This is a genomic window from Actinomadura napierensis (assembly GCF_039529375.1).
Lineage (GTDB): Bacteria > Actinomycetota > Actinomycetes > Streptosporangiales > Streptosporangiaceae > Spirillospora > Spirillospora napierensis.
On the sequence record NZ_BAAAMR010000009.1, the window covers coordinates 121,790 to 134,903 of the forward strand.

Here is a 13,114-nt window from a genome sequence, read left to right on the forward strand (position 1 = left end):
CCCCCGCAGGCCGCACCACCCCCGAGGGAGCGCCTCACATGCCGAAAGCCCCCACCGAACTCGCCGACGAGGTCCGCGAGCAGGTCAAGGACAGGAAGTCGTACCTCGGCGTCGTCGACCGCCTGAACAAGGCGTCGGTCGACAAGCACTGGGAGGCCTACGCCGACATCCCGTGGGACGACCCCGAGTTCATCGTCGACAAGAACGACCCGCGCTGGGTGCTGCCGCAGTTCGACCGGCTCGGTGAGACCGAGTGGTACCGGTCGCAGCCGCCGGAGATCCAGGCGCAGATCGGGCTGTGGCGGGTCGCCACCGCCATGAAGATCGGCCTGCAGTTCGAGAACCTGCTCAAGCGCGGGTTGCTGAACTACGCCTACCGGCTGCCGAACGGCCGCCCGGAGTTCCGGTACGTCTACCACGAGACGACCGAGGAATGTCACCACGGAATGATGTTCCAGGAATTCGTGAACCGGACGAAGATGCCGATCCGGGGCATGCCGCGCTCGCTCAGCCTCATCGCGCAGGCCGCGCCGTGGATCCCGCTCGTCAGCACCGAGATGTTCTTCGTGTTCGTGCTGGGCGGCGAGGACCCGATCGACTACGTGCAGCGCAAGTCGCTCAAGGGCGGGCACATCAAGCACCCGCTCGAAGAGACGATCATGAAGATCCACATCGCGGAGGAGGCCCGGCACATCTCCTTCGCCCGGCACTACCTCAAGCACCGGATCCCGAACATGCCCGCGGCGCGCCGCCGGATCCTCGGCTTCGCGACCCCCATCGTGCTCGGCGTGATGGCGCGGATCATGCTGGCCCCGCCCGGGCCGATGGTGCGGCACTTCAACATCCCCAAGGACGTCGTCCGGCAGGCCTACAAGAACCCGGCCGCGCAGGCGGAGATCTCCAACTCGGTCGGCAAGATCCGCGACCTGATGGCCGAGCTCGGCGTGATCGACCCGGTGAACAAGCGGGTCTGGAAGGCGTTCGGCATCTGGGACAAGCCCGGGACGCGCCGTCCCGTCGAACCGCCCAAGGCCACCTGACCATGTCCGACGCGAGCATGTCCGACGCGAGCGCCGCCGACACGGGTGCCGCGGCCGTGGTGACGCCCGCGGCGGGGCCGGGCGGGCCGTACAAGGCCGTCATCATCGGGACGGGCTTCTCCGGCCTCGGCATGGCGATCGGGTTGAAGAAGGCCGGCGTGCACGACTTCGTCATCCTGGAGAAGGCGGACGAGGTGGGCGGCACGTGGCGGGAGAACACCTATCCCGGCTGCGCCTGCGACATCATGTCGCTGCTGTACTCCTACTCGTTCGAGCCGAAGAACGACTGGTCCCGGATGTTTCCCAAGCAGGGCGAGCTGCTGCGGTACATCAAGGACATCGTCGACAAATACGAGCTGGCGCAGCACATCCGGTTCCGCACCGAGGTCACCGCGGCCGAGTACGACGACGCCACCGACACCTGGCAGCTGTCGATCGAGGGCGCGGGCGCGGAGCCCGGCGAGATCGTCCGGGGACGGGCGCTCGCGGCGGGCATGGGCCCGCTGCACCAGCCCAACGTCCCGGACCTGCCCGGCCTGGCGTCCTTCGAGGGGAGGACGTTCCACTCCGCCGAGTGGGACCACTCCTACGACCTGACCGGCAAGCGCGTCGCGGTGATCGGGACGGGCGCGTCGGCGATCCAGTTCGTCCCGCAGATAGCCAAGAGGGCCGGGTCGCTGACGGTGTTCCAGCGGACGCCGCCGTGGATCATGCCGAAGCCGGACCGCAAGGTGACCGGGCTGGAGAAGGCGCTGTTCCGCCGGGTCCCCGGCTTCCAGCGCGGCTACCGCAACGGCATCTACCTGGTGCAGGAGAGCTTCGTCCTCGGCTTCAAAAACCCGAAGCTGCTGAAGGCCGCCAGCTCGATCGCCCAGTGGCATCTGGCCCGCCAGGTGCCCGACCCGGAGCTGCGCCGCAAGCTCACGCCCGACTACACGATGGGCTGCAAGCGGACGCTGGTGTCGAGCGACTACTACCCGGCGCTGATGCGGCCCGACGTGGAGCTGACCACCGAGGGGATCGCCGAGGTCCGCGAGCACTCGATCGTCACCCGGGACGGCCGGGAGCACGAGGTCGACGCGATCATCTTCGGCACCGGGTTCCACGTCACCGACGCGTTCGAGGACGCGCGCATCGTCGGCCGGAACGGGCTGAAGATCCAGGACGCCTGGAAGGACGGCATCGAGGCGCACCTCGGCGTCGCGGTGAAGGGCTTCCCGAACCTGTTCCTGCTGCTCGGCCCGAACTCCGGCCTCGGCCACAACTCGATGATCTTCATCATCGAGGCGCAGGTCCGCTACGTCCTGCAGTGCCTGGCGATGCTGGACGCGGCGGGCGGCGCCCGGATCTCGGTGAAGCCGTCCGTGCAGGACCGCTTCAACGACTGGGTGCAGCGCAGGTCGCAGGGCGCGGTGTGGGTGGCCGGCGGCTGCGACAGCTGGTACCTGGACCGCAACGGCGTCAACCGGGCCGCCTGGCCCGCCTCGACCGTGGCGTACTGGCTGCGGACCCGCCGCCTCGACCCGCGCGACTTCCAGGTGGAGGGACGCGACGAGGCGGCGGTCCCGGTTTCGTAGCGGGGTGAGTGTCGGCGAGGCCGCCGCACCCCGTAGAATCCCCGCAATTGAACAGAACATCCAATTAGCCGCCGCGGGCCGGGTCCACTCCCCCTCGGATCCGAGCCCGCGGTACCGGCGCGCGAACGGCCGTTCCCCCGGACCACCGGGGCGCGGGCCGCGCCGGAATCGAGCATCGAGCGGAGCGCGCAAATGAGCATCGCGATCGTGACCGGAGGCGCATCCGGCATCGGCCGTGCGATCGCCACGTCCCTGGTGGCGCGCGGCGACACCGTCGTGGTCAGCGACATCAACGCCGACGGCGCCGCGGCCGTCGCGGACAAGCTGAACACCCTCGGCAAGGGCAAGGCGTCCTCCGCCCCCCTCGACGTCACCGACGCCGACGCCGTCATCGACCTCTACAAGCGCGTGAAGGCCGAGAACGGGACCCTCGACCTGGTGTTCAACAACGCCGGCATCGCGATCGGCGGGCTGGCCGAGGAACTCACCCTCGACCACTGGAACCGCGCGATCGACATCAACCTCAAGGGCGTCGTGCACGGCGTGCACGCCGCGTACCCGATCATGCTGGAGCAGGGCCGCGGGCACATCGTCAACACCGCCTCGCTCGCCGGGCTCGTCCCGATGCCGATCGGCATCCCCTACACCGCCACCAAGCACGCCGTCGTCGGCCTGTCGCTCGGCCTGCGCGCCGAGGCCGCCGGGCGCGGCGTCAAGGTCAGCGTGGTCTGCCCGAGCTTCGTCGACACCCCGCTGCTGCACAACGTCAACCCGGACCTGCCCGAGACGCAGCTGAGCGGCAACGCCACCGGCGACATCGCCAAGGCGTCGCCGCGCCTCTACACGGCCGAGAAGCTGGCCCGCGACGTCATGAAGGGCGTCGCCAAGAACCAGGCGCTCATCGTCGCGCCCGCGCACGGCCGCCTCGCCTGGCGCGGCGTCCGCCTCAACCCCGCCGCGGCGGTCCGCGTCGCGCAGCTCGCCGTCGGCCGCATCGCCAAGTAGCCGTCCCGGCCGTCGTTCGAAGGCACCGCCCGCGCGCGCTTACCGAGCACGCGCGGGCGTCGCCTCCAGCCACTACTCACCGGGCGCGGGCTCGCCCTTCCAGATGTTGTAGTAGCCGACGAACTCGAACATCCGGACGTCGTCGCCCAGCGGGACGGGCTCTCCCGTGAAGCGGTGGACGCCGACGCAGTGCCTGTCCTCCGGCGGGGAGAGCCACCGTTCCTCGAAACCGTGCTCGTCGAACCAGCGGCCGATCCGGGGCACCATGTCCGGCTCCTTGCGGTTCCGCGTCCAGACGACGTGGGCGCCCGGCCCGCACAGCCGCGGCAGCAGACCGATCGTCCGCTCGATGTCGGCGGCGGTCACGTTGCCGAAGATCCCGCAGGCGAGGACGAGCGAAGCGGGCACGGCACCCGCGTAGGCGCCCGTCCGGGACGCGTCGCCCGCGACCACCTCGACGCCGGCGAGCCCCGCGGCCTCGGCCGCCTCACGGGCGGTGGCGACGAGCCCCTCGTCCAGTTCGACGAGCCGGGCGGTCACGTCGGCGCGGCGCGGATGGTCCACGAGGACGCCGATCAGGTCGCGGCCCTCGCCCGCGCACAGGCTGACCGCCCGGAGCGGGCCGGACGGCGCCGCGTCGAGCACCTCGCGGATCCGCTCCCGGACGGTCGCCAGCCGCCTGGCCAGGCTCGACTCCGGGTCGTCGTACGCGCCGTGCCAGGCGCGCCAGTCGGCCGCGTTGTCCGTTTCCGGCTGCATGCGCCCAGACTACGGGGCCTCCTTCTCCGCCGTCCCGGCCTCGATCTCCGTCGCTTTCGGGTAATGCAGATCGAACGCGGGCCTTTCCGAGCGGATCCGCGGGATCGAGGTGAAGTTGTGGCGCGGCGGCGGGCACGACGTCGCCCATTCCAGTGAATTGCCGTAGCCCCACGGGTCGTCGGCCTGGACGCGGGTGCCGCGCCGGGCCGTCAGGTACACGTTGTAGATGAAGAACAGTGTCGATATCCCGAGCAGGAAGGCCCCGGCGCTCGAGACCCGGTTCAGGGTGGTGAACTCCTTGGGATAGTCGGCGTAGCGGCGCGGCATCCCCTCGGCACCGAGCCAGTGCTGGACGAGGAACGTCGTGTGGAAGCCGACGAACAGCGTCCAGAAGTGGACCCTCCCCCACGCCTCGTCCAGCATCTTCCCCGTCATCTTCGGCCACCAGAAGTAGAAGCCGGAGAACATCGCGAACACGACCGTGCCGAAGACGACGTAGTGGAAGTGCGCCACCACGAAGTAGGAGTCCTGCACCTGGAAGTCCAGCGGCGGCGACGCCAGGATGACGCCCGTCAGGCCGCCGAACAGGAACGTCACGAGGAATCCGACGGCGAACAGCATCGGTGTCTCGAAGCTGAGGTTGCCGCGCCACATCGTCCCGACCCAGTTGAAGAACTTCACCCCGGTCGGCACCGCGATGAGGAACGACATGAACGAGAAGAACGGCAGCAGGACCTGTCCCGTGGTGAACATGTGGTGCGCCCACACCGACATCGACAGCCCGGCGATCACGATGGTGGCGCCGACCATCCCGAAGTAGCCGAACAGCGGCTTGCGGCTGAACACCGGAATGACCTCGGTGACGATCCCGAAGAACGGCAGCGCGATGATGTACACCTCGGGATGCCCGAAGAACCAGAACAGGTGCTGCCAGGTCAGCGCGCCCCCGTACGCGGCGTCGAACACGTGCGAGCCGAACCTGCGGTCCGACTCCAGGCACAGCAGCGCCGCCGCGAGGACCGGGAACGCCATCAGTACGAGCAGGCTGGTCAGGAGCACGTTCCAGGTGAAGATGGGCAGGCGGAACATCGTCATTCCCGGCGCCCGCATCCCGATGATCGTGGTGATGAAGTTGACGCCGCCGAGGATCGTCCCGAACCCCGACAGTGCGAGCCCCATGATCCACATGTCGCCGCCGACGCCCGGCGTCCGCAGCGCGCTGTTCAACGGCGCGTACGCCGTCCACCCGAAGCCCGCCGCGCCGCCGGGCGAGATGAACGACGCGAACACGATCATGCCACCGAGCGCGAACAGCCAGTAGCTCAGCATGTTCAAGCGCGGGAACGCCACGTCCGGCGACCCGATCTGCAGCGGCATCACCACGTTCGCGAATCCCACGAAGAGCGGCGTCGCGAACAGCAGCAGCATGATGGTGCCGTGCATCGTGAACAGCTGGTTGTACTGCTCGTTGGACACGATCTGCAGGCCCGGGGACGCCAGCTCCGCCCGGATCACCATGGCCATCAGGCCGGCCAGCAGGAAGAACACGAACGAAGTGATCAGATACAGATGCCCGATCACCTTGTGGTCGGTGGTGGTCAGCCAGGACACCAGTACCGAGCCCCGGGGACGTTCCGCTGCGGGCGCCTCCGGGAGTCGACGGCCGAGAAGCACCATGCCGGGCTCCCAATCGACGGGGGATGCCCATTACTATTCGCCGGGGTCCGGGGCGATGCAAGACGCCTTTTCAGCCGTCTTCAAAAGACGATCAGTTCGGATTCCGGGGTGCGCCCGGCGGTTCGGGCGGAGCGGTGGGCGAGGGCGGCTGCGCGGTGCCGTCCGCGGCGGCCTGGAGGTGCGCGGCCGTGATCTGGGCGTGGCGGCGCACGTCGGGCGGGATGAGCTCCAGGAGCTGGTCGGGGCGCAGCGGCAGGTCGAGCAGGCTGAGCTTGACCCTGCTGCGGCTGGCGTGCGTGGTCTCGGAGAGCCGGACCACCTGCCCCGCCTCAGGGCGCATCGTGGTGGTCAGCCAGTCGGCGTGCCCGAGGTCGATGGCGGGCGTCCCGTCGACGTCGACGGTGACGGGCGCGCTGTCGGCCGCCACGGCCAGGTGGACCCGGTCCGCCGGGCCCAGCACGACCGGCCGGCTGATGCCGGACATGGGCGCGACCGGGGTGATGACCTGGGCACCCGAGGAGGGCGACAGGACCGGCCCGCCGGCGGCGTAGTTGTAGGCCGTCGAGCCGGTCGGCGTCGAGACGACGACCGCGTCGGCGCGGTAGTAGCCGTACTGCTGGCCGTTGACGCTGAGGTCGAGGGAGACGGCGCCGGAACGGGACGCCCCTCCGAGCACCACGTCGTTGAACCCGGACGCGGCGCCGAGGCGGGCCCGGTCGGTGTCCACCCGCAGAGCCGGATGCGGCTCGATGGTGAAGTCGCCGTCGGCGAGCTGGGCCAGCGCCGCCGGAAGGCGCACCGGTTCCACCTCGGTGAGGAACCCGAGGTTGCCGTGGTTGACGCCGAGCACGGGAACGGGCCGGTCGATCACCAGCCGCATCGCGCCCAGCATCGTGCCGTCCCCGCCCAGGGCGATGAGACCGTCCACCTCCTCGACGAACCGGGCCTCGGGCACGACGTCCACCCCGGCCGGCACCCGGCGCCCGTCGGACCGGCGGACCAGCACCCGCTCGTTCCGCTCATGGGCGCAGGCGAGGATCGTGGCGATCGAATCGTCCACGGGCCTGCTCGGATGCAACACCAGACCCAGCGTGCTCACCTGCCGTTCCTCCCCCAGGGAGTCGGCCTACGAACATCGGCGGCCGGGCGGGGCGGCGCCGGCGCGTCCGTCGCCCGCGGACGGTGGCCGCGCCTCGGACCATGGAGGTCACGCGCTTGCGGCACGGAGCACCGGCGCATTTCCCCGTCTGCCGCGTCAATATCCTGGCGATCGTCACCGGGGGCCGGGTTCTCGTGCGATTAAGCGACGTTTCCGCCCTCGATGGGAGAATACTTGCCCGCAGTGGCCGTTAAACGGCATTCCCCGAGGTCCATTGTGCGGAGCCATAATTCCTTCCGGGCCAGCGGCAAGTGCCCCTGACGGCAAGGGCGGACTGGCACATCGGTGATGTCGAAAAGTGATATTCGGCGCGATTATCGGCACAGCGGACACGCTCGTCGGATGATCTCCGCGATTCCGAATGCGCCACCTTGGAGCAGCTGTGCCGAAGCTTCCAGAATTCCCGTTCCCCTCCGACCGCGCCCTCCGGCCGTCGCCTCTGCTCGGTGACGCGCGTTCCGGCGGCGCCCCCGTCCGCGTCCAGCTCGTGTTCGGAGATCCCGCCTGGCTCGTCACCCGGTACGAGGACGCCCGCACCGTCCTGAGCGATCCGGCGTTCGGACGCGACCACGAACGCGCCGGGATCCCGGCCGACGGCGTGGCCCGCATGACACCCATCGACCCGACCAGCGGGACGCTGCTCACCGAGGACCCGCCCGACCACACCCGGCTGCGCCGGTTCGTGTACCGCGCGTTCACGCCGCGCCGCGTGGAGGGGCTGCGCCCCGGGACCCGGCGGATCGCCGACCGGCTCCTGGACGCGATGATCGGGTCGGGCGCCCCGGTCGACCTCGTCGAGGGGTTCGGGCTCCCGCTGCCGATCCAGGTCATCTGCGACCTGCTCGGGGTCCCGGTCGCCGATCGGGACCGCTTCACCGCGTGGACCGACGCCCTCCTCAGCACCAGCGAGATGACCGCGGACGAGGTCATGGCCTCCGTCGCCGAGATGAACGGCTACCTCGCGGACCTGGCGGCCCTGCGGGTGGACCACCCGACCGGCGACCTCATCGGCACGCTGGTGCGCGAGCGGATCGAGGGCGACCGCCTCAGCGGCGACGAGCTGAACAACCTGCTGCGCGCGGTGCTGGCCGCGGGGTTCGAGACGACCGCGTCGCAGATCCCCAACTTCGTCTTCCTGCTGCTGGACGGCGGCGACTACGCGCGGCTGGCCGCCGATCCCGGCCTGGTGCCGACGGCCGTGGAGGAGCTCCTGCGGTACGTGCCGCTGATCGCCCAAGGATCGCTGACGCGGTTCGTGCTGGAGGAGACCGAGCTCGGCGGAGTCCGGCTGCGTCCCGGCGAGCAGGTCCTGGTGGAGCTCGCCGCCGCCAACCGCGACGCGGCGGTGTTCTCCGGGGCCGAGGCCCTGGACCTCGCCCGGGAGAGCAACCCGCACATCGCCTTCGGGCACGGGCTGCACCGCTGCCTCGGCGCGTCCCTGGCCCGGATGGAACTCCAGGTCGCCCTCTCCGCCATGATCGAACGGCTTCCCGGTCTCCGGCTCGCCGTGCCCGCTGATCAGGTGCCGTGGCACACGGCCCGGTTCGTGCATCGTCCGAGGGAGCTTCCCGTCAGCTGGTGAATAGGCTGGAAGCGTGGAACGCATACTGGTCAGTTCCTGCCTCGTGGGACGGCCCGTCCGATACGACGGCGCCGCCAAGCCGGTCGCCGCCGGGCTCTTCGAACGGTGGCGCGCCGAGGGACGCCTCGTCCCGTTCTGCCCCGAGGTCTCCGGCGGTCTGCCGGTCCCGCGCCCGCCCGCCGAGATCGTCGGCGGCGACGGCGCCGCCGTGCTCGGCGGCACCGCCCGGGTCGTCACCGGCACCGGTGCCGACGTGACGGCGGAGTTCCTGCGCGGCGCCCGCCTCGCGCTGGCCGCCGCCCGGCGCGCCGGCGCGCGCGTCGCGCTCCTGAAGGAGGGCAGCCCGTCCTGCGGCGGCGCCCGCGTCTACGACGGCACGTTCACCGGCACGTCGGTCGCCGGCAGCGGCGTGACGGCGGCCCTCCTGCGCCGCGAAGGCGTCCACGTCTTCGGCGAGGACGACCTGGAGGCCGTCGAAACCCTCCTGGCGGAGCTGGAAACCGCGTCCTGATCAGGCGCCGGGGGACGTGCCGTCCATGAACCCGGCCACCTGCTCGCGGGACAGCGCCGGCACGGGCAGCGGATGCGCCGCACCGGCGCGCAGCCCGTCGAGGACGAACCCCAGGAACCGGCGCCACACCTCGGGACCGGCGTCCTTCGACTCGCGGATGATCTGGGACATCGCCCACATCAGCGGCACCATGTCCGAGGTCTCGAAGTCGCCGCGCAACCGCCCCGACTCCTTGGCCCGCTCGACGAGCCGGTCCAGGTGCGCGAAGCCGCGATGGCACGCCTCGCCCAACTCGGAGGCGAGCGGGAAGCCGCGCGCGAGCACGTCGTTGAGGCCGCGGTCCCCGGCCTGCAGCGCGACGAGCCCCTCGACGTACGCGGCGAACCCGGCCCAGGGATCGGGATCGGCCAGGGCCGTCTCGGCGAGCCGGTCGAGGGCCGCCAGCCGGGCCGGGAAGATCGCGTCGAAGAAGTCCTGCCGCGCGGGGAAGTGGTTGTAGAGCGTGCCGATGCTGACCCCGGCCCGGCGCGCGACCTCCTCCAGCGGCGCGTCCAGGCCGCGCTCGCCGAACACCGCCGCGGCCGCGTCCAGCAGCTTGTCCCGGTTCCGCGCGGCGTCCGCCCGCCTCGTCTTGGGCATGACCCCATCCTACGAAGTTGAGGAGACCCTCGATTTTTTCTGCTAAGTTGAGGTCATCCTCAATTTCCAGGAGGTTCAGCCATGACCACGACCGTCGTCATCGGTGCCGGCCCCGGGCTCGGCATGTCGATCGCGCACCGCTTCGGCCGCGAGGGGCACACCGTCGCCCTCATCTCCCGCAACGGCGCCCGCCACCCCGGCTATCTCGCGTCGCTCGCGTCCGCCGGCGTCGAGGCGACGTCCCACACCGCCGACGTCCGGGACCGCGACGCCCTGCTCCGGGCCCTCGACGAGATCACGACGCGGCACGGCGCGATCGACGTCGCCTACTACGGGCCCGGCGCGGCCGACCCGTCCGCCCGCCCGGCGCCCATCACCGAGACGGACGTGCCGGGCACGAAGGAGGCGATGAGCTGGGTGTATCCGGCGATCGACACCGTCGGCGCAGTGCTGCCGGGCATGCTGGAGCGCGGGGACGGCGGGCTGCTGTTCGCCGGCGGCCTCAGCTCGGTCGTCCCGATGCCGCTGATCGGGAACCTGGCGATCTCGGCCGCCGCCCTCCGCAACTACGCCGTCACCCTGAACGCGGCCCTCGCCGACAAGGGCGTGTACGCAGGCACGCTCACCATCGGCGGCCTCATCGAACGCGGCGACATCCACCGCATGGTCACCTCGGATTCCGACGGGCTCGGCGGCATGACCGTGCGCACCCTGGACCCCGACGAGCTCGCCGACGCCGCCTGGGATCTCTACACCAAGCGCGACCGCGCGGAAGCGACCTTCAACGCCCTCGCCTGACCCGCTTCCATGGCTCGGGCGGCCGGGGCCGCCCTTCGCACAGTGCGTCGCGTCAGCGGGCCTCGCGGCGCCACAGCGAGGGACTCGTGCCGCGGGTGCGTTTGAACGCCACGCTGAACGCGAAGGCGTCCTCGTAGCCGACCTCGCGGGCGACGGCGGCGACGGTCGCGTCGGTGTCGCTGAGCAGGTCCGCCGCCAGCGTCATCCGCCAGCCGGTGAGATAGGTGAGCGGCGGTTCGCCGACCAGCGCGGCGAAGCACGCGGCGAACGCCGCGCGGGACATGCCGACCTCGGCGGCCAGCGCGGCGACCGTCCACCGGCGGGCGGGATCCTCGTGCAGGAGCCGCAGCGCCTCGCCGATGGCGGGATCGGACAGCGCCCGGTACCAGGCCGGAAGCACCGGCCCCGGCCCGGCGCACCAGGCCCGCAACGCCACGACGACGACGAGGTCCAGCAGCCGGTGCAGGACGGCGTCCTGCCCCGGCTCCTCGCGCGCGACCTCGGCGGCCAGCAGCTCCAGCGCCGGCCGCGTCCGAGGCCCGGCCGGCACGACCGCCAGCGGTGGAAGCATCGCCAGCAGGCGGTCCCCCACTTCGCCGTGGAGCTCGCAGACGCCCCGGAGCATGGTGGTGCCCCCCGGCCGGCCGTCGCCATAGGTTCGGGGAGCCAGGTTCCAGCTCGTCCCGTCCACCGGCTCCCCTCCGCCGACGCGGTACTTCCTCCCCTCCCGGATGACGACCTCGGGCGGCGTGGAGGGACTGTCGGCGATCGTGCAGCGGCCCGTCGCGCCGATGAGGGCGATGTCGCCCGCCGCCAGGCGCGCCGGCGAGGCGTCCAGGTCATCGAGCCGGACCGACGCGCCACCACCGAGCACCGCCACGACCGTGAGCGGGGCGGCGTCGGCGAAGGTCACCGACCAGGGCGGTCGCTGGATCAACTGCCTGACCAGGGTGTTCCTGGCCCGGGCCCGATGCAGCAGGTCGCTGAGGACGTCCACCCCGCCCACGCTAGACGATCACAAATGAATCCGCGACGTTCTCCCATGGATCGTCCAGCAGGGTGTGGGGTTCCCTGGTGGACATGGACGACATCCTCATCCTCGGTGCCACCGGCAAGACCGGCCGGCGCATCGTCCGGCGTCTCAAGACCGCCGGACGGACCGTGCGCGCCGCATCCCGCACCGGCGGCGATACCACTTTCGATCTCAACGACCCGGTCACCTGGCCGCCTGCCCTGGACGGCGTCACCGCCGTCTATCTGCTGGAGCCGAACCGCGGCCCGCATCCGGACGGCCAGGGCCCCGTTTCCCGCTTCGTGGCCGAGGCCGTCTCGGCAGGGGTGCAGCGGCTCGTGCTGCTGTCCGCCCACGGCGTCGGCGAGGCCGGCGACGATCATCCGCTGAAGGCCGCAGAGCAGGCCGTACGGGACTCCGGCACGGACTGGACCATCCTGAGGCCAGGCTGGTTCGCGCAGAACTTCAGCGAATCCTTCTGGCGGCCGGGAATCCTGAACGGGACCGTGGCCCTACCGACGGGGGACGGCCGAACGCCCTTCATCGACGCCGAGGACATCGCCGAGGTCGCCGAGGCGGCACTGACCGATGCCCGGCACAGCGGCCAGATCTACCAGCTCACCGGCCCACGCGCGCTCAGCGTCGGCGAGGCCGTCGACCTCATCGGCAGGGCCACCGGGCGGACGATCCGCCATGTCGACGTGGCTCCGGAAACCTTCACGGAGCATCAGATCGCCGCCGGAGTGCCGGCGGACGCCGCCCGCATCCTCACGGGCCTCCTCGTGGACATCCGCGACGGACATGGAGCTGAGATCTCCGACGGCGTCGACCAAGCCCTCGGCCGACCGCCCCGGACGTTCGAGGATTTCGTCGCCGAAGCCGCAGCCGCAGGCCACTGGGACTGATTCAACCGCCAACGGGCGGCCGCTGCATTGGCGGTCGCCCGACTACCCCTGGAAATGCGGAAGGCCCCGCCGAAACGGCGGGGCCTTCCTAAAAAATGTCCGGCGGTGTCCTACTCTCCCACACAGTCTCCCATGCAGTACCATCGGCGCTGAAGGGCTTAACTTCCGGGTTCGGAATGGGACCGGGTGTTTCCCCTCCGCCAAAACCACCGAACGACCAACCCCAACACCCGCGCCCAAAAAGGCGGCGGTGCGGGAAGACTCGTCCGAGCGCAAGGCTCGATCTTCACTTATACAACCACGGGGTTCCCGGTTGTTTCCTGGGAACCACACAGGGACGCGAAACATCACACAGCGACTTGATTTGAACGTATCGTGTGTTCAAGCCACTCGGCCTATTAGTACCGGTCGACTCCACACGTTACCGCGCTTCCATCACCGGCCTATCAA

12 protein-coding genes and 2 rRNA genes are annotated in these 13,114 nt (G+C 70.6%); 7 read left to right on the top strand and 7 right to left on the bottom strand.

The features are described 5' to 3' along the window. Positions 1 to 38 precede the first annotated feature (38 nt). The 3 genes from ABD296_RS08110 (at position 39) to ABD296_RS08120 (ending at position 3,622) form a co-directional block, all read left to right on the top strand. A complete protein-coding gene (locus ABD296_RS08110; protein WP_344263173.1) occupies positions 39 to 1,040 on the top strand; it encodes an AurF N-oxygenase family protein in 1,002 nt (333 codons plus the stop codon). 2 nt (positions 1,041 to 1,042) lie between these two features. Next, positions 1,043 to 2,617, top strand: a complete 1,575-nt coding sequence (locus ABD296_RS08115; protein WP_344263176.1) for a flavin-containing monooxygenase — start codon at positions 1,043 to 1,045, stop codon at positions 2,615 to 2,617. A 192-nt stretch (positions 2,618 to 2,809) separates the two neighbouring features. Then, the gene (locus ABD296_RS08120; RefSeq protein WP_344263179.1) at positions 2,810 to 3,622 is read left to right on the top strand and encodes an SDR family NAD(P)-dependent oxidoreductase; all 813 of its coding nucleotides are present in this window, start codon (positions 2,810 to 2,812) and stop codon (positions 3,620 to 3,622) included. 72 nt (positions 3,623 to 3,694) lie between these two features. On the opposite strand, the gene ABD296_RS08125 is transcribed toward ABD296_RS08120, so the two are convergent. The 3 genes from ABD296_RS08125 to ABD296_RS08135 form a co-directional block, all read right to left on the bottom strand. Then, on the bottom strand, positions 3,695 to 4,381 hold the full coding sequence (locus tag ABD296_RS08125; protein ID WP_344263181.1) for an SAM-dependent methyltransferase: 687 nt from the start codon (positions 4,379 to 4,381) through the stop codon (positions 3,695 to 3,697). 9 nt (positions 4,382 to 4,390) lie between these two features. Then, on the bottom strand, positions 4,391 to 6,058 hold the full coding sequence (ctaD, locus tag ABD296_RS08130) for an aa3-type cytochrome oxidase subunit I (protein ID WP_344263183.1): 1,668 nt from the start codon (positions 6,056 to 6,058) through the stop codon (positions 4,391 to 4,393). Positions 6,059 to 6,149: 91 nt separating this feature from the next. Beyond that, complete coding sequence (locus tag ABD296_RS08135) at positions 6,150 to 7,157, bottom strand: NAD(+)/NADH kinase (protein WP_344263186.1); 1,008 nt, start codon at positions 7,155 to 7,157, stop codon at positions 6,150 to 6,152. A 442-nt stretch (positions 7,158 to 7,599) separates the two neighbouring features. On the opposite strand from ABD296_RS08135, the gene ABD296_RS08140 reads away from it, so the two are divergent. Beyond that, entirely contained in the window at positions 7,600 to 8,799 is a 1,200-nt protein-coding gene (locus ABD296_RS08140) for a cytochrome P450 (RefSeq protein WP_344263188.1), read from the top strand. Between the two features lie 13 nt (positions 8,800 to 8,812). Then, the gene (locus ABD296_RS08145) at positions 8,813 to 9,310 is read left to right on the top strand and encodes a DUF523 domain-containing protein (RefSeq protein WP_344263190.1); all 498 of its coding nucleotides are present in this window, start codon (positions 8,813 to 8,815) and stop codon (positions 9,308 to 9,310) included. Here the strand turns inward: ABD296_RS08145 and ABD296_RS08150 are convergent, their stop codons facing one another. After that, positions 9,311 to 9,949, bottom strand: a complete 639-nt coding sequence (locus ABD296_RS08150) for a TetR/AcrR family transcriptional regulator (RefSeq protein WP_344263192.1) — start codon at positions 9,947 to 9,949, stop codon at positions 9,311 to 9,313. A gap of 81 nt (positions 9,950 to 10,030) precedes the next feature. Here ABD296_RS08150 and ABD296_RS08155 point away from each other — a divergent pair, with 81 nt between their 5' ends. Then, a complete protein-coding gene (locus tag ABD296_RS08155) occupies positions 10,031 to 10,747 on the top strand; it encodes an SDR family NAD(P)-dependent oxidoreductase (protein WP_344263194.1) in 717 nt (238 codons plus the stop codon). Between the two features lie 52 nt (positions 10,748 to 10,799). Here ABD296_RS08155 and ABD296_RS08160 read toward each other — a convergent pair whose 3' ends face one another. Continuing rightward, positions 10,800 to 11,744 (bottom strand): AraC family transcriptional regulator, encoded by a 945-nt coding sequence (locus tag ABD296_RS08160; RefSeq protein ID WP_344263196.1) that lies wholly within the window; start codon positions 11,742 to 11,744, stop codon positions 10,800 to 10,802. 83 nt (positions 11,745 to 11,827) lie between these two features. Here ABD296_RS08160 and ABD296_RS08165 point away from each other — a divergent pair, with 83 nt between their 5' ends. After that, a complete protein-coding gene (locus tag ABD296_RS08165) occupies positions 11,828 to 12,664 on the top strand; it encodes an NAD(P)H-binding protein (protein ID WP_344263198.1) in 837 nt (278 codons plus the stop codon). A 97-nt stretch (positions 12,665 to 12,761) separates the two neighbouring features. On the opposite strand, the gene rrf is transcribed toward ABD296_RS08165, so the two are convergent. Together rrf and ABD296_RS08175 are read right to left on the bottom strand one after the other, a co-directional pair. Next, positions 12,762 to 12,878, bottom strand: a 5S ribosomal RNA gene (rrf, locus tag ABD296_RS08170). A gap of 163 nt (positions 12,879 to 13,041) precedes the next feature. Further along, positions 13,042 to 13,114, bottom strand: a 23S ribosomal RNA gene (locus ABD296_RS08175); the annotation flags it as partial.